Origin of the sequence: Glycomyces albidus, assembly GCF_009451885.1 — a bacterium.
In the GTDB taxonomy this organism is placed as follows: domain Bacteria; phylum Actinomycetota; class Actinomycetes; order Mycobacteriales; family Micromonosporaceae; genus Glycomyces; species Glycomyces albidus.
The window spans coordinates 14227-34713 of record NZ_WIAO01000024.1 but is presented as its reverse complement, the minus strand read 5'-3'; the positions used below and the strand labels follow the sequence as shown (position 1 = coordinate 34713).

Here is a 20487-nt window from a genome sequence, read left to right as displayed (position 1 = left end):
GGTGGTCCTCCTTCGGGGCGGCGGCCGCCCGGTTCGATCGCTACTCGTCGCGGCCGGCGGCCTTCGCCCGCGTGTCGGCCCGGTACTCGCCCGCGTCCTTGTCGGCCATGCCGTGGCGGCCGATGAGGTCGAGCCAGATCCGGAAGTTCGCCGATGACGCGGCCGGGTCGACGTCCCCCGTCCGGAAGGCGTCGCGGAGGGCTTTGAAGCCCTCCTCGGTCTGCGGGCCGAAGTCGCCGTCGATGGCCATGTCGGTGATGCCCGCGAGATCCCTTGCGGCCCACTGGATGATCGTGGTGTCGGTCTGGTAGTCCCAGTCGGCGGCGACGGCCTTGCGGCCCCGGTCGACGTGGATGTGGTTCCAGTGGGAGCCGTCCGGATCGTGGTGGAGGTGCAGGACCGTCCCGAAGTGCTTGCGGCACATGGCGATCACCGCGAGGTAGCGGCGGCGGAGGTAGCGGCGCGCCCTGCCGTGGACGGCGGTGTCGACGAAGCAGTCCGGCCCCCAGTCGAAGCGGGTGAAGTCGAGGGCGGCGCCGTAGCGGTGGTAGCCGGGCTTGCAGACCTTGGCGCCGGCGAGCCCGGTCCACTGGTACGCGCGCGGGACGCCGGCGTAGCCGTACGCCTGGCCGAGGTCGTGGAGGTCGCGGACGAGCTTCCCGGCCTGGACGTGCGCCTCCTCGTGCATCGTGAAGGAGGTGACGGAGGGGTGGACGCCGAGGCCGTCACCGCCGAACGCGGTGCGGTAGCGGGTCTTCCAGACGGTGTCGTGGAGCCAGTCGCGGGTGATGTCGGGGAGTTCGCAGGACGAGCTCGCGAACGCCTTGCCGCTGCTGGGGAATGGCATCGTTCCTCCTCGTCTAGTCGAGTCCCCTGATGTGGATGGTGGTGCCGTCGGTCTCGAGCCGGAGGCCGCGCCGGCCGGGGACGGCGAGGACCTCGCCGAGGCAGGCGCAGTCGCGGGCGGTGCCGCCGGTGCCCGATTCGGTGCGCCCGGGGGCGAAGCGGGTCTCGGTGATCGCGCCGTCCCGGTCGGAGAAGAGGCTGACGTGGGCGGCGGCGGCGACGGCGGCCATCGGCCGGCCCGCACCGGGGAGGGTCCCGGCCGGGGCGAGGACCAGGGCCGTGGCCTCGGTGAGGCGGCCGGTGAAGGCGAACTGGGTGCCGGCGCCGTCGGCGACGGCGGCGAAGAGGCCGCGGTCGGTCTCGGTGAGGACGGTGCCGTAGCCTTCGCCGAGGTCGTCGGCGAGGCGCCGGCCGGTCCAGGTGCGCGCACCGTCGGCGGTGACGGCGAGGTGGCTGCGCGAAAGTGCGGCCAGGTGCTCGCCGGGGCCGCCTTCGATGGCGACGGCGAGGCCGCTTCCGAGGGGGCTCGCGGCGGTGGCGACGCCGGAGCGGACGTCCTCGGGGACGGGCAGGTCGACGTAGCCGCCGACGCCGTTCTCGATGCGGACGAGGGCGGGCCGGACCCGGTCGGGCGCGAGTTCCCGGGCGCCGGTGACCCACAGGACCGGGCCGGTCGCGGCCATCGAGTGGGGCGCGAAGTCGCCGGGCAGGGGCAGCGGGAGCGGCGGGCCGAGGGCGCCGGTCACGGCCGCGCCGGGCTCGGCGGCCCCTGCGGGTTCGAGGACGCGGAGCGCGTAGTCGGCGGCTCCGGTGGGTTCGGATTCCTCGGTGAGGACGAGGAGTTCGCCGTCGCGCCCGCTCCACCCGGCGGCCGCCGCCCGGATCCGCGGCGCCTGCGCCGCGCGGGCGGGGCGGGCCGGAACGCCCGCGGCTCCGGCGATGAGGGCTGCTGCGCCGGTGAGGACGGTGCGGCGGGACAGGCGTGGTGTGGCGCCTGAGCTACCAGTGATGGCCATGGGTGCACTATGGCCAATGATGCTCAGCTATTCGGGTGAACAACGAAGTTTCATTCCATAGTGGGACCGCTGCGGGCCGGCACGCCCGGACTTCTCACCCGCACTGCGCCACCGCCGCGTTCCGCGGGCTGCTCGCCGGGACCCCTCCCGCGCCGCGGGCTTTAGCCTCCGCACATGGAGATCGAAGAGCCGTCCGGGCCCGGAACGATGCCGAGGAAGGTCACCGCCGCCATCATCGTCATGTGGTGCACCGTGACGATCGTCGCGCTGGGAACCGCCGGGGAGTGGATCATCCTCGACAACGCCGGCAGGCTGGGCGACTTCCTCTACCACTACCCGGTGCAGATGCTCTCCGGGCCGCTCCTCGCCGCCGGGGTCGCCCTGGTGGCGACGCGGTTCCGCAGCGGGCGGAACGGGGCGCGGATCACCGGGATCGCTCTCGGAGTCACCGGCGGGCTCTGCTCGTTCTCGCTCATGGCCACCAGCGTCGCCTATCTGCTCTCGATCCCGCTGTTCTGGGTGATGTTCGGACTGCTCCTCACCGGCGACGCACGCCGGTGGTGCGGGGTGGTACCGCGCAGGGAGCGGACCTGACGGCACGCGGTTCGCGAGGGAGCCCCGGGGCGGCTCGGCCGGGGCTCCTCTCGGGTGGGTCGCCCGTCGGGCGGCCCCGGATCAGCCCTTGGTGACCGTGAGCTTGTCGCCCTGGTCGGAGGTGCCGACCTTGACCGTGTCGCCGTCGGTGATCTTGCCTTCCAGGAGGTCCCGGGAGAGCGGGTCGCCGATGGAGGACTGGATGAGGCGGCGCAGCGGCCGGGCGCCGTAGACCGGGTCGAAGCCGCGGTCGGCGAGCCAGGACTTGGCGGCGTCGTTGACGTCGAGGCGCAGGCGCCGGGTCTCCATGCGGCGCTCCAGGTGGCGGAGCTGCACCGAGACGATCGCCTTCAGGTGCTCGTGCTCGAGCGCGTGGAAGATGACGATCTCGTCGAGGCGGTTGAGGAACTCGGGCTTGAAGTGGCTCCGGATCGCCGCGAGGACCTGGTCGCGCTTGGCCGTCTCCTCCAGGATCGGGTCCATCAGGGCCGACGAGCCGAGGTTCGAGGTCATGATGAGGATGACGTTGCGGAAGTCCACGGTGCGTCCCTGGCCGTCGGTCAGGCGGCCGTCGTCGAGGACCTGGAGCAGCGTGTCGAAGACCCGCGGGTGGGCCTTCTCGACCTCGTCGAGGAGCACGACCGAGTACGGGCGGCGGCGGACCGGCTCGGTGAGCTGGCCGCCCTCCTCGTAGCCGACGTAGCCGGGCGGGGCGCCGATGAGGCGGGCCACGGAGTGCTGCTCGGTGTACTCGCCCATGTCGATGCGGATCATCGCGCGGTCGTCGTCGAACATGAACTCGGCCAGGGCCTTCGCCAGCTCGGTCTTGCCGACGCCGGTCGGGCCGGCGAAGATGAAGGACCCGGTCGGGCGGTTCGGGTCCGAGAGGCCGGCGCGGGCGCGGCGGAGCGCGTCCGACACGACGGTGACCGCCTCGAGCTGGCCGACGACGCGCTCGCCGAGGGCCTCCTCGGCGTGGAGGAGCTTGTGGGTCTCGGACTCCTGGAGGCGTCCGGCGGGGATGCCGGTCCAGGCCGAGACGACGTCGGCGATCTCCTCGGCGTCGATCTCCTCTTTGAGCATCGGCTGGTGGGCCGGGTCGGTGTCGGCGGAGGCGAGCTCGGCCTCGGCGTCCCGGAGCTGCTGCTCGAGTTCGGGGATGCGGCCGTAGCGCAGCTGCGCGGCCTTCTCGAGGTCGTACTCGCGTTCGGCGCGCTCGGCCTGGGTCTTGAGGTCGTCGAGCTCTTCCTTGATGTCGGAGACCTTGGAGATGCGGCCCTTCTCGGACTCCCACTGGCGGGAGAGGGCGGCGAGGCGCTCGCGCTGGTCGGCGAGTTCGCGCTGGAGGTGCGCGAGGCGCTCGGCCGAGGCCGGGTCGTCGGTCTCGTTCTGGAGGGCGGTCTCCTCGATCTCGAGTCGGCGGACGGCGCGCTCGACTTGGTCGATCTCCTCCGGGCGGGAGTCGATCTCGATGCGCAGGCGCGAGGCGGCCTCGTCGACGAGGTCGATGGCCTTGTCGGGGAGCTGGCGGTCGGGGATGTACCGGGCCGAGAGCTGCGCGGCGGCGACCAGCGCGGAGTCGGTGATGCGCACGCCGTGGTGGACCTCGTACCGCTCCTTGAGGCCGCGCAGGATCGCAACGGTGTCCTCGATGGACGGCTCGCCGACGTACACCTGCTGGAAGCGGCGCTCCAGGGCGGCGTCCTTCTCGATGTGCTCGCGGTACTCGTTGAGGGTGGTGGCGCCGATCATGTGGAGCTCGCCGCGGGCGAGGGCGGGCTTGAGCATGTTGCCGGCGTCGAGGGAGCCCTCGGACTTGCCGGCGCCGACCATGGTGTGGAGCTCGTCGATGAACGGGATGATCTCGCCGTCGGAGGACTTGATCTCCTCCAGGACGGACTTGAAGCGCTCCTCGAACTGACCGCGGTACTGGGCGCCGGCGATCATGCTGGCGAGGTCGAGGAGCATGACGCGGCGGTCGCGCAGCGACTCGGGGACGTCGCCGGCGACGATGCGCTGGGCGAGGCCCTCGACGATGGCGGTCTTGCCGACGCCGGGCTCGCCGATGAGGACCGGGTTGTTCTTGGTGCGGCGCGACAGGACCTGGACGACGCGGCGGATCTCGGTGTCGCGGCCGATGACGGGGTCCACTTTGCCCGAGCGGGCCGTCTCGGTAAGGTCGACGGCGTACTTCTCGAGGGCCTTGTAGCCCTGCTCGGGGTCGGCGGAGGAGATCTTGCGGTCGCCGCCGCGCAGGGTCGGGAAGGCGCTGATGAGCTTCTTCTCGGTGGCGCCCTGCTCGTCGAGGAGGGTGCCGACGCCGCCGCCGGCCTGGGCGAGGCCGGCGAGGAGGTGCTCGGTGGAGACGTACTCGTCGCCGTAGTCGGAGGCGATCTTGTCGGCGGCGTTGATGGCGCGCAGGGAGTCGCGGGCCATGGACGGCTCGGAGACCGACGGCCCGGAGGCCGACGGGAGCTCGTCGATGCGCCGCTCGGTCTCGGCGGAGACGGCGCCGGGGGTGACGCCGACGAGCTGGAGGAGGCCGGGCGCGGTGGATCCGTCGACGGTGAGCAGCGCGTCGAGCAGATGCCAGGGCTCGACGGCGGGGTTCCCGTTCGCGGCGGCGGTGCGCGCGGCCTGGGAGATGACTTCGCGGCTCTTGGTGGTCAGGCGGTTGACGTCCACTGCGGTTCTGCCTTCCTCTCGTCGGGTGCCAAGTTGAGTCTAGACGACTCAAGTTTTAACGGCGATCGCTCGCGCGTTCGCCCTCAGCGAACCCGGTCCGCGTCGCCCCGGACGCGGCCCCTCCCGGGCAGCCTAAAGCCCCGAGCCCGGTGGGCTCGGGGCTTTCGGTGCGCTACTTGCGGGCGCCGGTGAGGCCGAAGATCGACTTGATCTTGGCGAGGAGGCCGGGCTTGGCCTTCTCGGATCCGGCGTCGGTGGTCTCGATCGCGGGCGCCTTGGTCTGGGCGGGGACGGCCTGCTCCGGGTCGGCCTTGGCCTCCTCCGGCTCGTCGATCGCCTCGGCGACCGGCTCGGGCTCGGTGGACGACGTGGTCGCGGCCGCGGTCTCGGTCGGCGCCGCCTCCGAGGGCTTCTCGGACTCGTCGACCGGCTCGAGCTCCTCGACGGGCTCGGCGGCGGGGGCGGTGACGGGCTCGGGCTCAGGGGCTTCGGCGACCGGCTCGGGCTCGACGTCCGCGGTCGCGGCGGCGGTCTCGGCTTCGGCGACGTCGGCGGTCCCCCCGGCGGCGGGCGCCTCCTCGACCTCGGCGGCGGGTGCCTCCTCGGTCTCGGCCGCGGGGGTCTCGACCGCTTCGGTCTCCTCCTCGTCCTCGGCCCCGGCGACCAGCAGCGCGCGGAACTCGGCGACGGTGAGGACGGGGACGCCGGCCTCCTCGGCCTTCTTCAGGCGCGCTTCGGTGGGCTTGACGGTGTCGTCGGCGACCAGGTGGGTCACGGTCTTGGTGAACTGTTTGGCGAGTGCGACGTCGGCGTCGGACTCGGCGATCGCGCGGGCGGTGTCGGCGTCGGGGCCGGTGCCCAAGACAATGATCCGGACCTTTTCTCCCGTCTTTGTCGGCACGGGGACCTCCCTTTATTGATAATCAGCGGCTTCAGGGGCACGGCGAGCCAGGCGCCAGGCTCTTGTTCGAAAGCGTACCGGGTGTCCGGTGCGGTGCGGCCCAGCGCCGAGCCTTTATTCCCCGCGGACGCTGCTTCTTTCCTTCAGGGCGGTCTCGATTCCGGCGACGCGGTCGGACAGCAGGGTGATCGCGCCGACGGCCCTCGACATTGGATCGTCGCTCGCGCCGCCGAGGGTCTGCTCCCGGCGGAACGCGTCCTTGACCGCCTCCCAGCGGGTCTCGCGCTCGGGCGTCAGGCGCCCCCGGAGCTCGGCGAGTTTGAGCAGGTTGGCCTCCGCGCCGGACGCGAGCGTCTGCGCCTCGCCCGCATAGTGGTCGTCGATGACCGCTTCGAGCTCCTCGTCGTTCATGACCGGGACGACCCGCTCGGCGAGCCGGTTCATGTTCCGGTACGAGCCCTGGAGCAGGAACGGCGGCTCGGTGCGCGAGGCGTCGTCCTGGGCGGCCGAGGCGATGTACGCGAGGTTGTTGCGCAGCACGGTCTCCTGGATCCGCAGGAGCTTGCGCAGGACCGACAGGACCTGGTCGAGCTCGCCCGCCGAGTACGGGTGGGCGAGGCCCTCCGGGGCGGCGGTCGGGTCGCCGGCGGCGAGCCGGATGAGGAGCTGCACGTCGGCGCGGCCGCGGGCGGCGAGCGGCGCGGTCACCTGGTTCGAGGTGAGCGCGTTCTCGATGTACGACTGGGCGAAGACCCGGTCGCGCCCGGACAGGACGTCGCCGAGGTTCCACACGTCGGCGCGGTTGGCGAGCATGTCGGGGATGCGGAACTTCTGGCCGGCCTCAGTGTACGGGTTGCCGGCCATGCACACCGCGAACCGCTTCCCGCGCAGGTCGTAGGTGCGGGTGCGGCCGTTCCAGACGCCCTCCATCTTCCGCTGGGCGTCGCACAGCGAGATGAACTTCTGGAGCAGCTCGGGGTTGGTGTGCTGGATGTCGTCGAGGTAGAGCAGGACGTTCGAGCCGCATTCGAGCGCGAAGTTGATCTTCTGGACCTCGGCGCGGGCGGTCGCGTTCGGCGCGTCGGCCGGGTCGACCGAGACGGTGTCGTGCCCGAGCGCGGGCCCGTTGACCTTGACCAGGAGCATCCCGAGCCGGTCGGCGACGTACTCCATGAGGGTCGTCTTGCCGTAGCCGGGCGGCGAGATGAGCATGAGCATCCCGGACTGGTCGGTGCGGCGGCCCTCGCCGCCGCCGGCGCCGATCTGCTTGGCGAGGTTCGCGCCGATGAGCGGCAGGTACACGTCGTCGATCAGCTGGTTGCGGACGAACCCGGCCATCGTCTTGGGCTTGAACTCCTCGATGCGGAGGGTGCGGCGGTGCTCCTCGATGATCTCGGCGCGGCGGCGCTGGTAGGCGCGGTAGCCGGGGAGGACTTCGCGGCGGAAGCGGCCGGTGCGGGCGAGGAACTCGTCGAGGCGGAATGCGAGGACGCGGTTCTCGACGCGCGGGTGGGTCCCGAGCAGGCCGGTGGCCTGCGCGGTGAGCTCGGCGTCGGCGTCGTACGTGTCGGCGCCGCCGATGAGGAGCGCGATCGCCTCGGGGAGGTCGGTGCGGTCGTACCGGTCGCTCTCGTCCTGGGCGAGGAACGCGTCGAGCCACGTCCACGCCAGGCCCCATCTGCGGGACAGGGCGCGCGGCCGGTCGGCGGGGTCGTCGGGTTCGAGGCCGCGGAGGTCCTCGTCGAGGCCGGACTTCGCGGCCGGTCCGATGTGGTTCGCGAACGCCGCCAGGAGCGCGCGGGCGCGCGCGGAGGCCGCGAACGCGCCGGTCGCGGCGAGCTCTTCGACGAGGTACTCGACGGCGAGGCGCTCGTCGGCCCGGAGCGGGAACTGGAAGTGGGCGTGCAGGAGCGCGTCGCCGGTGAACCGGGCGAGCCGCACGCGGATGTCGTCGATGAGGCCGGCCATGACGTCGGTCCTGCCGAAGGTCTCCCGGACTCGGGCGAGGGACCGGGCCTGGGCGGTCCAGGTCTCCTGCTGCGCCTTGCCGTCGACGGCGGCCTCGCTCCAGAACAGCTGGGCGAGGGCGCGTTCGGCGCCGGGGTAGCGGAGCGTCCCGGCGGGGCCGTGGAGGCGGAGGACCTCGGCGAGGATCGCGGCGGCGTCGGCGTCGTGGACGCCGCGCTCGTAGCCCTCGTCGTAGCGTTCGGCGGCCGCGGCGGCGACGAGCCTCGGCAGGTCGGCCTCGAGTGCGAGCGCGGCCGCGCCCCGTTCCTCGAGGAGCGCGGAGGCGAGGTGCTCGGACCGGTAGACCTCGGCGTTCTCCGAGGGCAGGAACTGGCTCCAGTACGGTCTCGTGTCCGCGAAGCCGGGGTCGTCGACGACGTGCCGGTAGTCGGTGCCGGTGAGCGAGAACGCGAGCCCGTCGCCGGTGGGCACGAGGGTGAGGTCGAGCGGCTGGGTGTTGACGGGGATGCGGTGCTCGCCGAACTTGACGGCGTCGCCGTCGAACAGGTCGATGCGGTCGGTGAGGGCGCGGCCGGCCTCGGCGCGGGCGGCGGCGATGCGGCCCTCGATCTCCTCGGCGCGGACGGTGTCGTCGAGGCCGCGGAGTTCGCCGACGACCTTGCGGAGGCGCTCGACCATCGGGTCGGTCGCGAAGTACGTGTTGACCTCGTCCAGCGAGGACAGTGTCACGGTGCGGCGGGCGACGGCATCGAGGATGCGGTCGGCGGACTGGGCGAGCTGCTCGGCGCGGCGGGCGGCCTCGTCGAGGAGGTGCTGCTTGCGGGAGGAGAACGCCTCGTAGACGTCGGTGCGCTTGTCGGCGAGCTGCGCTAGGAACTCGTCGAAGTCGGCGAAGCGGGTCTCGAGGTTCTCGATGGTGAGCAGGAGCCGGCCGAGCTGGTCGTCGCATGCGGCGGGCGTGCCGGCGGCGCTGATCGCGGCGGTCACGGACTGGCCGAGGAGCGCGAACTCGGCGGCGAACTCGGCGCGGCCCTCGCCGACGGCGAGTTCGCGGCGGCGCGCGGCGAGCGCGGCGCGGGCGCGGTTGACGGCGGCGAGCACTTCGGAGACGCGGCCGAGGATCGCGGTGCGCACGACGGCGTCGCCGATGTCGAGGTTGGCGACGACCTCGGTGAGCGTCTCGAGACCCTGCTGGCGGGCGTCGAGGTCCTCGAGGACCGGGTTCGCCTCGGCGACGGTCTCGATGGCCTCGGCTTTGCGTTCGAGTTCGGCGATCTGCTCGTGGTAGGCGGTGAACGCGTCGTCCCGTTCGAGGAACGCGACGGCGCGGCGGCCGGTCGTCGCGAGGGACTCGGCGACCTCGGCGGCGAGCGCGTCGATCCCGGCGAGGTCGATGTAGCGGGTCTCGCGGAGGGTCACGAGGTGCCCGGAGGCGCCGCGCAGCTCGGTGAGGAGCCCGACCCATTCCTCGGCGGTCTTGGGCGTCTCGCCGCGGGCGCGGCGCAGGAGCTTGACGGTGCCGGTCTGGGCCTCTTCGAGGGCCTTCTCGGCCTCGGCGGTGAGTTCGGCGACGGTGGCGTACTCGTCGAGGACGGCCTCGGCGGTGTCGCGGACGTGCCGGAGGGTCTCGTCGAGGCCGTGGAGGCCCTCGTCGCCGAGCCACGGGTAGTCGTCGAGGCAGCGGACGGCGGCGGCGATGAGCGCCTCGAAGACCGCCTGGGCCGGCTGCATCTCGCGGACCATGCGGGCCACCGAGAGCGCGTCCGAGACGGCGCGGACGGCTTCGGCGTTGCCGATGCGGTGGACGGGCGTGTCGCCGGTCTCGGCCGCGGCGGCGTACGCCTCGGAGCAGAACGGGGTGGCCCACACCTGCATCGGGTGGACGCGGGTGGCCTCGTCGCCGGTGGCGCGGAACGCGACGAGGGTGCCGTCGTCGAAGACCGCGTGGCCGTGGACGCTCATCGGCGCCGCGACCTCCTTGCGGATCACGTTGTACGGCAGCAGGAGCGAGCGGCCCTCGGCCTCTTCGTAGAAGACGTAGAGGACGTCCTCGCCGTTGGGCGAGCGGACGACCTTCTTGAACCGCAGCCCGGCGCTGTCGTGGTCGAAGGTCTTGAGCCGGCCCTCGTTGAGGTAGTACCCGCCGGGGAAGATGATGCCGTGGTCCTCGGGGAGGCGCCGGCAGGCGGCGCCGATCGCGTCGGCGCGGACCACGGTGGCGGTGCGGGTGTTGTAGATCAGGTGGCGGGCGATGGTCTCCTTGTACGGGAGGATCCGCAACAGGATGAGGGGCCCGACGCGGGCGTAGGCGATCTCGGCGTCGGCGAGGGACTGGAGGGGCTCGGCGACGGGCTCGGAGTAGACGCCCTCGCCGGTCTCGGTGTTGTCCTCGATCTTGACGGTGAGGTCGCCGTTCAGGCATTCGACGAAGATCTCGTCCTCGATAGACACGTGCGGGTGGCGGCCGGTGACGTGGTGCTCGCGCGTGGTCTGGGTCCACTCGAAGTCGTACGGCTCGGGCCAGACCGCGTCGGCGTCGCCGCGCGCGTCGATGTACGCGGCGGTGCCGTCGCTCTGGAGCTGCCAGCGCAGGACGCGCTGGTCGGTGAGCTGCTCGCCGATCTTGAAGACGGCGAGGAGGCGGGTGTCGACCTCGCGGACCTGGAGGAGTTCGGCGGAGCGGTAGTACCGGTAGATCTCGGTGAAGTCGGTGGTGAAGCGGGGCTCGTCGAGGAGGTGGCCGGGCTCGGTGACCTCGGTGAACGCGAAGTTCCCGTTCTCGCGTGCGAAATCGTGGAGGGCGAAGACGTCGGCGACCCCGGTCTGCGACTTGAGTCCCATGTGGACGTTGTAGCCGAAGAGGAGGCGGTTGCCGACGCGGGCGATGTCGCGGGGGACGCAGTTGTTCGCGGTCCGGATGCGGGTGGTGCCGAGGAGGGTGAGCTCGGTGGACCCGAACGCCTCGGTGCGGGCGGCGTTGAGGGCCTCGGCCCGCTCGGCGAGCTCGGCGGCGTACCCGGCGAGGCGCCCCGAGAGGACCTCGTAGGTACCGCCGTCCAGGGAGGCGTCGGGGGACGGGGCGTCAGCGGCGGCGGCGGGCGCAGCGGCGGCGGTCGCGGAGGTGGCGGCGTTCTCGGCCATGGGCTCCCCTGGGTTCGGTCGAAGCGGCGGGCGGCCCGCGACCGGAAGCGAGGTCGGGGCGGTGGCGGTCCGGACGCGGGCCGCCGGGCGGACCGGTTGCGGAATCCGAAGGGCCCCTGAGGGGTCCGGTTCCGCGGTGCCGTGTCCGCAGGGCCCTGTTCGCACAGGGCCGTGTCCGCAGGCGGAGCCGGTCCGGCTCCGCCTGCGGGCGGTCCGCTATCTGGCGGTGGCGATCTCGAGCGCCGGCTTCTCGGCGACGCCGAGCTCGCGGGCCTTGGCGAGCAGGCCGTTCAAGGAGCCCTCGTCGCCGCCGCCCTGGATGAGCTTCAGGAGCGCGGCGGAGACGGTGAGGTTCTTGACGTCCTCGGTGCCGATGCCGGCGAGGACGCCCTTGAGGTCCTCGGCGAACGACGTGGACCCGTTGCCCCAGGCCGCGACCGCGGTCTGCGCGACCTCGGAGTGGGCGACGAACCCGTCGACGGCCTTGCCGTAGCCGATCGCGCCGACGACCCGGTCGAAGAACTGGGCGTCGCCGCCGACCAGGGAGATGTCGGCCTTCGACAGGCCGGTGGCGATGACGTTCGCCTGCTGTTCGGCGATGGACCGGCGGGCCTCGATCTCGGCGGCACGCAGCTCCTTCTCCATCTCCAGGCGCAGGCGGTACTCCTCGTGGCCGCGGGACGCCTCGGACAGCGCGTCCATGGCGGCGGCCTTCTCGGTGAGGCCGGCGGACTCGGCGACGAGCTTCTCGCGCAGGGCGTTCGCCTCGGCGGTGCCCTTCGCGGCGGTCGCGGTCGCCTCGGCCTTGCCGATGGCGGCCTGGGCCTCGGCTTCGGCCAGGCCCTTCGCCTCGGCGGCCTTCGCCTCGGCGAGCCCGCCCTTCTCGATCGCGTCGGCCTCGGCCTCGCGGACCTGGACCTCGGCGAGGCCCGGGGCGGCCGCGATGGCCTGGTCCCCTTCGGCCTGGCGGATCTTCGCGCGGGCCTCCAGCTCGGCGGCCTGCTGGGCGGCCTCGGCCTCGGTGAGGCGCTGGCGCGCGAGGTGCTTGGAGGCGACCTCGGCGGCTTCGGCGCGCTTGATGTCCTTGACCAGGCTCTCCTGGGCTTCGGCCTCGGCGAGGATGATGACGCGCTGGCGCTCGCGCTCGGCCTCCTCGGTGGCGCGCAGGCGCTTGATGCCCTCTTCCTGCTCGGCGACGGTCTTCTCGACGGCGATGCGCTCGCGGATGACGTCGGCGATGTCGCGCTTCTGCGCCTCGAGCTCCTTGTTGGCGGCGATGCGGGCGAGTTCTTCCTCGCGTTCGCGGGCGACGACCTCGAGGATGCGGTCCTTCTCGATGCGCTCGGTCTCGACGGCGATGACGCGCTCACGGTTCTTCTCGGCGACGGCGATCTCGCGGAGGCGGTTCTCGTGCTGGATGCCCGTGGCCTCCTCGGTCCTGATCCGGGCGGTCTCGGACTTGAGGCGCTCCTCGGCTTGGACCTTCGCGACCTCGGCGGCCTCGCGGGCGCGGAGGGTGTCGATCTCGCGCTGCTGGCGGATCTCGGCCTCGGTCTGGCGGCGCTCGAGTTCGAGCACGGCCTCGCGGGCCTCGACGTTCTGGCGCTTGATCTCCTTCTCCTCGTGGCGGCGGTGCTCGTTCGTGGTCACCGCTTCGATCGCCGTCAGCTCGGTGATCTTGCGAATGCCCTGGGCGTCGAGGATGTTCTGCGGGTCGAGGTGCTCGAGCGGGGTCTGCTCGAGGTAGTCGATCGCGGCGTCCTCGAGCGAGTAGCCGTTGAGGTCGGTGCCGATGACGTTGAGGATGCGGTCGCGGAACTCGTCGCGGTTCGTGTAGAGGTCGGTGAAGTCGAGCTGCTTGCCGACGGTCTTGACGGCCTCGGAGAACTTGGCGTTGAACAGCTCCTGCAGCGTGTCCTGGTCGGAGGCGCGCTTGGTGCCGATGGCGCCGGCGACGTTGATGACGTCGTCGGCGGTCGCGTTCACCCGCACGAAGAACGTGATGGAGATGTCGGCGCGGATGTTGTCCTGGCAGATCAGCCCGTCCTTGCCGGCGCGGTTGATCTCGATCGTCTTGACCGAGATGTCCATGTACTCGGCGCGGTGGATGATCGGCAGGACCAGCGCGGACGTGAACGAGACCTTCCGGGTGCGGAGCTTGGTGACGACGAGCGCCTGGCCCGGGGCGACCTTCCGGTAGAGCCGGATGATCATGAGCAGCAGGCCCAGGAAGATGAGCGCGGCGACCACGAGCGTGATCAGCGTTGCCGAGTTGGAGGCGTCCATTCGGTGGTTCCTAACGAGACTTCAATGGGGGTTCGGGAGTCATGGGCGTGGTGTTGCGGGCGCACGGTCGCGAGTGCGCGGTTGCGGGCGCATGGTCGCGGGCGTGACGCCACGATATCCAAGGCGTGCCGCTTCCGGGGTCCGCGAATGCGGCCCCGGCACGAATTCGGGGGCTATGCGTCCAGGACGGCGATGTCCGGAGGCAGTGCGACGGGGACGACGAGGAATACGCGGTCGAGCTCGTCGTAGTCGAATACGACCACTTTCGAATGGCGCGAGAAGAGGCTGTCGTCGAGTCCTTCGGGCTCGTGCGGGGAGCGGCGGACGTTGATGAGGATCACCGCGCCCTCCTCGTCGACGATCTCGGCCTGCCCGGAGTCGAGGGTGACGGTGCCGGTGCGGACGACGCCGACCTTGCCGACGAGGTCGGCGTGCTTGGTGGCGGGCGCGTCGTCGAAGAGCCGCGACAGCGGCCGGGTGAGGAGCTTCGCGCCGAGCATGCCGACGCCGAGGCCGGCGACGAGCACGGCCGCGCCGGAGGCTGCGGCCGGGATGAACACGTCGGCGCTGCGCACCCAGGTGGCGCCGAGGACGGTGACGATCCAGCCCAGGGTGATCCACAGGGACAGGACGACGGTGACCGGGACGGCGCCGAACCCGAACGCGCCCCAGAACCCGCCGGCCTCGATCTCGGGGTCGGCCCCGACGTCGACGACGTCCACGTCGAGGGCGCCGACGATGACCGAGAGCCAGTACAGGACCACGACGATGAGGCCGAAGGAGAAGACGACCGGAGGGAAGGATAGGGCGATATCCAGGAACTCACTCATGGGGCACGGGTCCTTCTTGGCGAATCCGAGGGTCCGCTCGCCGGGGCGGCGCGCGGTCGCGTCTCGGTTCTGTGTGTCGCGCGCTGGGCGGTCCTCGCACGCGGGATGTCGGGTCAGGGCACTCGGGTCAGCGAGTTCGGGCTTGCTTCTAGGGCCTTGCCTCTAGGGTAGTGCACGCGCCCCATCGGGGGAAGGCTGCGCGAAGCGGGCGTCGGCGCCGCCGCACTCAGACGCAGGGGGCCGCCGGCCGCGCCGCGCGAGCGGCCGCGCCGAGCCGGTCCGCGATAAGGTGTGACCGGTTGTACAGTCGCCGTCCGGGCGCGCCCGGTGCGGTCCCGATCCCGCTTGAAGGGGAGGCCCGGTGCCCGGTTTCCAGACTGCACTGGCGAACGCGGCCGCGGCCTGCGACGCGGCCGCCGCCCGGGCCGGGCTCGCGGCCCAGCGCCTCGGCGACGCCGCCTTCCAGACCCCTGTGGACCCCGCGCTCCTGGCCGCCGAACGCCAGATCGCCGACGCGGCCGCCGCTTCCGCACAGCAGCTGCGCACCGATCCCGAACTGCTCCAAGCGGGCCGCGTCGTCCTGCACGAGGGCCGGTCGGTGCCGCTGCTGGTGCCCTTCGGCGCCCGCGGGCACCTCGCGACCTCGGTCGACGCGCGCGTCGACGGCGTCGCGGCGCTGGTGCGGACCGCGGTCCTGCACGCGGTCGCGACCCGCGAACCCGGCGGGCTGCGCGTCGTCGGGATCGACACGGCGACGCTCGGCGCCTCGTTCGCGCCGCTGCGGCCGCTCGCCGACGCGGGCGTGATCGAGGCGGTCGCGACGGACGCGCGCGCCGCCGCCGACGCGGTCGCCCTCGCCGAATCCCAAGTGGCCGAGCACATCGCGGGTCGGCGCACCGACCGGATGCTCCTCGTCGTCGCATCGCTCGGCGACGCCCCGCGGACCCTCGTCGAGCGGATCGACGCCCTCGCGAGATCCGGTCTCGCGCACGGCGTCACGGTCCTCGGCTGCGGCCTGCCGGAGCTGCCGCGGGCCGCCGTCATGCACGCGGTCGGCGAGCACGTCGAGATCGCGAACCCGCCCGCGGCGCCGTTCGGCCGCGGCGACCGCCTGGCCGCGCCCGTCGCCTGGCCCGACGCGCCCGATCCGTCCTTCGTGGCCGGCGAGGCGGTCCGGCTCGCCGAGCGCGCCAAGGCCGCCGCGACCCTCTCGTTCAGCGACCTCATCCCCGCCGCCCCCGAATCGGGCGACCCGGCCCGCGGCCTCGAAGTCCTCATCGGACGCGACGCGGCCGGGGAGGTGCGGCTGCGGTTCGACGACGCGACCCCGCACTGGCTCGTCGGCGGACGCACCGGCGGCGGCAAGACCGTGTTCCTCCTCGACGTGCTCTACGGGCTCGCGTCCCGGTACGCCCCTTCGGATCTGGCGCTGTTCCTCCTCGACTTCAAAGAGGGCGTGTCGTTCACCGAGTTCATCCCGACCGAGCGCGACCCGAGCTTCATCCCGCACGCGCGCGCCGTCGGCGTCGAGTCCGACCGCGAGTACGGGCTCGCGGTCCTCAAGACGCTCAACGAGGAGATGACGCGCCGCTCCACCGTCATGAAGCGCTACGGCAGCGCGTCGTTCTCGGGGCTGCGGCAGCACGAGGCGTACCCGCGGATCGTCTGCGTCGCCGACGAGTTCCAGGTGCTCCTCGCCGGGAACGACCGGGTCGCCTCGGAAGCGGTCGCGCTCCTGGAGAACCTGGCCCGCAAGGGCCGCTCGTACGGCGTCCACCTCGTGCTCGCGTCGCAGACGATCTCCGGCATCGAGGCGCTGTGGGCCAAGAAGGACTCGATCTTCGGGCAGTTCCCGATGCGCATCGCCCTCCCCGGCGCCCGCACCGTCCTGGAACCGAACAACGATGCGGCCGCGCGGATCTCGCTCGGGCAGGTCGTCGTCAACCCCGAGGGCGGCACCGCCGGCGCCGACCGGATCGCCCGCTTCCCCGACACCGACGCCGAGGTCATGCTGCGGCTGCGCGAGCAGCTCGGGCGGGCCCACAGCGGCGTCGGCGCGCCCCGCGTCTTCTACGGCTACCGGCCCGTCCACCTCGCCGAGACCCTGCCCGGGGAGCGGCGGCCGGGCCGGGCGCTCCTCGGCCGCGAGGTCTCGCTCCACCTCGCGGCCGCCGGCGTCGACCTCGACCGCCGGCCCGGCCGCAACCTCGCCGTCCTCGGCTCCGACCCGGCCGGCGGCGAAGCCCTCGAAGCGGCCGTCGAAGCCCTGGCCGGCAACGGCACCCGCCTCTGGGGCGCCGACTTCACCGGCAACGCCGACCTGCGGCACACCGCCGCCCAGGTCACCCCCGACGGGTTCGGCGCCGCACTCGCGGAGGTCCCCGACGACACCGTCCTCGCCGCGTGGGGCCTCGACGCCGCCGCCCTCGACGCCAAGGGCCAGAAGGCCCTCCGCGACCTCCTGCGCACCGGGCCCGCCCGCGGCGTCCACGTCCTCGGCTGGTGGCGCAGCCTCCGCCGCTTCACCGACGACATCGGCGGCAGCGCCGGACGCGAAGACGTCGCCTGCGCACTCGTCCTCAACCTCCCCGGCAGCGAACTCATGGGCCACTTCGGACCCCAGTTCCAGCACTGGAACCCCCGGCCGGGCCGCGCGCTCCTGGTCGACCGGCACGCCGACACCGCGGGCGGACGGCTCGTCGTCCCGTTCACCCGCCCCGAAGCCCACGCGCCCGGCCCGCAGCGCAGCGGCGACGGCACCGCGATCGAGAGGACCCGCCAGTGAGCGCCTTCGACGACTACCTCGCCCAGCTGCGCCGCCTCGACGAGGCCCGCCGCACCGCCGACGAAGCCGCCGCCCGCACCGCCACCGCCGCCGAGACCCTCGGCCAGCGCACCCGGCGGCTCGCCGACGAGGCCGCCGCCCATCGCGCCGCCGTCGACGAACTCGCCCGCGCCGCCCGCACCGCGCCCCCGCCGCGCACCGCCCCGCCCGCGCCCCTCGGCGACCCGAACGCCGAACTCGCCGCCGCCGAATCCGACCTCCACACGGCCGCGACCGAACTCGAAGAAGCCCGGTTCCTCGCGCACCGGGCGCCGTGGCTGCCGCGGTGGCGCGCCGACGAGCGCAACGGGCTCGTCTACGGGGCGTTCGCGCTCGCGTGCCTGATCGTGCAGCTCGTCGTCCTGCGCACCGTCCGGGCCGACGACCTCACCGGCGCGGTCCTGCTGGCCGCGATCCTCATCGCCGCCCCGCTCGCGGCGTTCTGCCTGGGCTGGTTGACGATCGGCGTCGCCGCGCGGCCGCGCATCGGCGACGAGCACGCGAAGCTGGAGCGGAACTTCCGGCTCGGCCTCGTCCTCTGCGGGTCGACGCTGCTCGTGGCGTGCTTCGGGTTCTTCAGTTGAGCGGCACCCGCCCCTTATAGTCGGGTGACCGAAGCACTACCGCACCCCTTGAGGCGAATCCATGGCAGAGCCGAGCAACGCGGACCGGTACGGGTCCGACATCACCCAGTACGCCCCCGTCGAGAGCCCCGGCGCGGGCGAACGCATCGCGAACGACATCCCCCTGGCCAAGCCCGTCTACGGGATCGCCCAGGAGATCAACGACGCCGTCAACGGCGACAGCTCCCTCGCCGACGCCGCCGGCGGCATCACCGCCGACCTCGGCATGCTCGCGGCGGGCGGCCTCATGGCCATCAAGGACCCCGTGTTCGCGCTCGCGAACGCGGGCCTCACCATCGTCCTCGAACTGGTCACCCCGCTCAACGACCTGCTCGAGATGGTCTCTGGCGACCCCGGGCAGATGGCGCAGCAGCAGGAGGTCTGGGCCCAGGTCCAGGAGGCGCTCGGCGCGCTCGGCGAGGAGGTCGGCACCGCCGTCGGGACCTGCATCCCGAACTGGTCGGGCTCGGCGGCCGACGCCGCCTACAACCAGCTCTACGGGCTGTCGGCCGCGATCGGCGCGATGGGGCACGAGGCCGGCGGCATCAAGCAGCTCCTGGCGTGGGCCGAAGTGGTCGCCCAGACCATCTACGACGTCATCAAGTCGATCCTGTCCGAACTGGTGTCGTGGCTGATCATGCGCGGGCTCGTCGCCCTCGCCGCCAGCTCGTTCACGTTCGGCGCGGCCATCGCCGAGTTCATCCTCAGCGGCATGGTCAAGGCGATGACGGCGATCCAGCGGGCGCTCAGCAAGTTCGCGGCGGCCGGGAAGATCTTCGCGAAGATCGCCCCGCTGCTCGAGAAGTTCTTCCTGCCCGCGGGCAAGCCGCTGTGGAAGGCGGTCCTCATGCGCGGGCTCGTCACCGGCGGCATCACCGCCGGGCTCGGCACGGCCTCGGCCGGCTACCAGCAGCTCACGGCCGGGGACGCGCCGTCCGCTCCGGCCTCCGCCGCCAGCGCCGAGGGCCTCACCGTCCAACTCGACGAACTCGACGCGCTCGCCGCCGAACTCGACCGGCTCTCCGGCAACGGCGACGCGATCAACTCGGTGGCGACCGCGGCCGCCTCGGAGGAGATGACCTGGGGACTCACCGGCGTCTTCTTCGCGAACTCCTACAACGGCTCCTGCCAGGAGGCGATCAGCACCACCGGGCAGATCTCCGGCGCCTGCACCGGCCACGCGCAGCGCCTGCGCGACACCAAGGACGGCTACTGCAGCGCCGACGAGATCGCGGCGGCCGCGTTCGAAGCCCTGTACAACCAGGTCTGAGCCGCCATGTCCGAGCTGATCGCGCACTTCTTCCTCGAGACCGTCCTCGGCTCGGCGACCGGCGGAGCACGGCGGCGCCGGGAACAGCGGTTCGCCGCGGCGTTCGGGCTGCGGTCCACGGGGCCGGCAGACCCGGAGGCCGCCGGCGCGCTCGCGGAACTGGAGGCGCTGGGACTGCGCCTGAACCTGAACCCCGCCCGCGTGGCCGTCGGCGTCCGCGCCGGACGACGGGTGGCCGCGTTCGCCAACCCCGGCGTCTGGGACCGCAGGAAGCACGTGGCGCACTGGTTCACGGCGGTCGCGACCGCCCGGCCCGCGCCGGACCTCCTGGTCGCCGAGCCCGGCACGGAGCGGCTCACGAAGCAGTGGTTCCAGCCCGACGCGCGCTGCCTGCCGGTGCCGGTCCCTGCCGGGGCGGCCCGGACGGCGGCCGCGGCCGACCCCGCCGCGGCGAGCGCCCTCCTCGACGTCCTCCCCGAACCGCTCGCGCAGTCCTGGATGGTCCGGTCGAACTGGGTCGTCGCATGGCACCGCGGGCACCTCAAGCCGGCCGAGGACGGCGGCCTGCTGCGGTTCCTCGAGACCGCCGCCGAAGCGGTCGAGGCCGCCCGCCGCTGACGCCGGAACGGTCCTCGTCCAGCCCGCGGACCCGGATCCGGCTCCGCCCTGATCCGCAGGAACCCTAGGCGGCCCGGCGGCGCAGCAGATAGACCACGCCCGCGACCGGGAGGACCAGCGGGACGTACCCGTAGCCGGACCCGAAGTGGGACCAGACCGACGGCTCGGGGAACCAGTCCGGGTTCGCGACGCTCAGCGCGCCGACGGCGAGCACGCCGACGAGCTCCACGCCGACCGCCGCGAGGGCGGTGCGCGGTGCGCCGCGGATGATCGCAACCGCCGCCACCAGGTAGATCGCGGCCGCGACGGCGCTGAGCGTGAAACTCAGCGGGGCCTCGGCGAACTTGGTCGCGACCTGGTAGCCCGCGCGGGCGCCCGCCGAGACCGCGAAGACGACGTACACGAGCACGATGAGCCGGCCGAAGCCGTCCGCGAGCGAGCGCGGCGCCCGAACCTCAGCCGACATGGATCTGGAACTCCCAGATCTGGTGGATGCGCAGCATCAGCGCCGCCACCACGACACCCGAGGCCGCGACGGTGCCGATGCCCCACCGGCTGCGGTCGATCGAGCCCCAGAAGCTCGCCGCGACCGGCACGAGCACGGCCGTCACCAGGTACGAGAAGAACAGCCCCTTGCCGGTGCCGGGCTCGCCGGGGACGATCGCGATCCCGGCGACGAGCTGCGCGAGCAGGAAGGCCACGAGCACGGCGACGCCGACGAAGTGGCGGCGCCCCACCTGCCGCGAGCGGGCGGTGTCGACGAAGAACCAGGCGCTCATCGCCAGCGCGACGCCCTGGGCGGCGAGGTAGAGCCATTCGATCACGCACCCGACGCTAATACAGGCCCGCGGAGCCGCTTCCGGGACCGGACCGCGAAGTGGCCGC

At 72.7% G+C, this 20487-nt stretch carries 14 protein-coding genes; 5 read left to right on the top strand and 9 right to left on the bottom strand.

Annotated features, from left to right (window positions below; translation table 11 throughout):
• Positions 1-40: 40 nt before the first annotated feature.
• Complete coding sequence (locus GFD30_RS17950; protein WP_153026572.1) at positions 41-847, bottom strand: hypothetical protein; 807 nt, start codon at positions 845-847, stop codon at positions 41-43.
• A 13-nt stretch (positions 848-860) separates the two neighbouring features.
• Positions 861-1862 carry a hypothetical protein gene (locus GFD30_RS17945; RefSeq protein ID WP_153026571.1) on the bottom strand — a complete coding sequence of 334 codons (1002 nt, stop codon included), beginning with the start codon at positions 1860-1862 and terminating at the stop codon, positions 861-863.
• Positions 1863-2036: 174 nt separating this feature from the next.
• Between GFD30_RS17945 and GFD30_RS17940 the strand changes: the two genes are divergently transcribed.
• Complete coding sequence (locus GFD30_RS17940) at positions 2037-2456, top strand: hypothetical protein (RefSeq protein ID WP_153026570.1); 420 nt, start codon at positions 2037-2039, stop codon at positions 2454-2456.
• 81 nt (positions 2457-2537) lie between these two features.
• On the opposite strand, the gene clpB is transcribed toward GFD30_RS17940, so the two are convergent.
• From clpB to GFD30_RS17915, 5 genes are all read right to left on the bottom strand, one after another.
• Positions 2538-5141: an ATP-dependent chaperone ClpB gene (gene clpB / locus GFD30_RS17935; RefSeq protein WP_322633373.1), complete on the bottom strand. Its 2604-nt coding sequence runs from the start codon at positions 5139-5141 to the stop codon at positions 2538-2540.
• Between the two features lie 172 nt (positions 5142-5313).
• Positions 5314-6042 (bottom strand): hypothetical protein, encoded by a 729-nt coding sequence (locus GFD30_RS17930; RefSeq protein ID WP_153026569.1) that lies wholly within the window; start codon positions 6040-6042, stop codon positions 5314-5316.
• 114 nt (positions 6043-6156) lie between these two features.
• Positions 6157-11151 carry a DNA repair ATPase gene (locus tag GFD30_RS17925; RefSeq protein WP_153026568.1) on the bottom strand — a complete coding sequence of 1665 codons (4995 nt, stop codon included), beginning with the start codon at positions 11149-11151 and terminating at the stop codon, positions 6157-6159.
• A 216-nt stretch (positions 11152-11367) separates the two neighbouring features.
• The gene (locus tag GFD30_RS17920; RefSeq protein WP_153026567.1) at positions 11368-13437 is read right to left on the bottom strand and encodes an SPFH domain-containing protein; all 2070 of its coding nucleotides are present in this window, start codon (positions 13435-13437) and stop codon (positions 11368-11370) included.
• 173 nt (positions 13438-13610) lie between these two features.
• Positions 13611-14267 carry an OB-fold-containig protein gene (locus GFD30_RS17915; protein WP_153026566.1) on the bottom strand — a complete coding sequence of 219 codons (657 nt, stop codon included), beginning with the start codon at positions 14265-14267 and terminating at the stop codon, positions 13611-13613.
• Positions 14268-14628: 361 nt separating this feature from the next.
• Here GFD30_RS17915 and GFD30_RS17910 point away from each other — a divergent pair, with 361 nt between their 5' ends.
• The 4 genes from GFD30_RS17910 (at position 14629) to GFD30_RS17895 (ending at position 19602) form a co-directional block, all read left to right on the top strand.
• Positions 14629-17052, top strand: a complete 2424-nt coding sequence (locus tag GFD30_RS17910) for an FtsK/SpoIIIE domain-containing protein (protein WP_153026565.1) — start codon at positions 14629-14631, stop codon at positions 17050-17052.
• Entirely contained in the window at positions 17049-17675 is a 627-nt protein-coding gene (locus GFD30_RS17905; RefSeq protein ID WP_153026564.1) for a hypothetical protein, read from the top strand. The genes GFD30_RS17910 and GFD30_RS17905 overlap by 4 nt, the downstream gene beginning before the upstream one ends.
• A gap of 61 nt (positions 17676-17736) precedes the next feature.
• Complete coding sequence (locus tag GFD30_RS17900) at positions 17737-18984, top strand: type VII secretion target (RefSeq protein ID WP_153026563.1); 1248 nt, start codon at positions 17737-17739, stop codon at positions 18982-18984.
• A gap of 6 nt (positions 18985-18990) precedes the next feature.
• Complete coding sequence (locus tag GFD30_RS17895; protein WP_153026562.1) at positions 18991-19602, top strand: hypothetical protein; 612 nt, start codon at positions 18991-18993, stop codon at positions 19600-19602.
• A gap of 64 nt (positions 19603-19666) precedes the next feature.
• On the opposite strand, the gene GFD30_RS17890 is transcribed toward GFD30_RS17895, so the two are convergent.
• Both GFD30_RS17890 and GFD30_RS17885 read right to left on the bottom strand, forming a co-directional pair.
• The gene (locus GFD30_RS17890) at positions 19667-20068 is read right to left on the bottom strand and encodes a hypothetical protein (protein ID WP_153026561.1); all 402 of its coding nucleotides are present in this window, start codon (positions 20066-20068) and stop codon (positions 19667-19669) included.
• Positions 20058-20426: a hypothetical protein gene (locus GFD30_RS17885; protein ID WP_153026560.1), complete on the bottom strand. Its 369-nt coding sequence runs from the start codon at positions 20424-20426 to the stop codon at positions 20058-20060. Before GFD30_RS17885 ends, GFD30_RS17890 begins: the two co-directional genes overlap by 11 nt.
• Positions 20427-20487 lie beyond the last annotated feature (61 nt).

Coding starts and splice junctions, on each gene's coding strand:
- GFD30_RS17950 (WP_153026572.1), bottom strand. CDS start 847: ATGCCATTCCCCAGCAGCGGCAAGGCGTTCGCGAGCTCGTCCTGCGAA.
- GFD30_RS17945 (WP_153026571.1), bottom strand. CDS start 1,862: ATGGCCATCACTGGTAGCTCAGGCGCCACACCACGCCTGTCCCGCCGC.
- GFD30_RS17940 (WP_153026570.1), top strand. CDS start 2,037: ATGGAGATCGAAGAGCCGTCCGGGCCCGGAACGATGCCGAGGAAGGTC.
- GFD30_RS17925 (WP_153026568.1), bottom strand. CDS start 11,151: ATGGCCGAGAACGCCGCCACCTCCGCGACCGCCGCCGCTGCGCCCGCC.
- GFD30_RS17920 (WP_153026567.1), bottom strand. CDS start 13,437: ATGGACGCCTCCAACTCGGCAACGCTGATCACGCTCGTGGTCGCCGCG.
- GFD30_RS17915 (WP_153026566.1), bottom strand. CDS start 14,267: ATGAGTGAGTTCCTGGATATCGCCCTATCCTTCCCTCCGGTCGTCTTC.
- GFD30_RS17900 (WP_153026563.1), top strand. CDS start 17,737: ATGGCAGAGCCGAGCAACGCGGACCGGTACGGGTCCGACATCACCCAG.
- GFD30_RS17895 (WP_153026562.1), top strand. CDS start 18,991: ATGTCCGAGCTGATCGCGCACTTCTTCCTCGAGACCGTCCTCGGCTCG.
- GFD30_RS17890 (WP_153026561.1), bottom strand. CDS start 20,068: ATGTCGGCTGAGGTTCGGGCGCCGCGCTCGCTCGCGGACGGCTTCGGC.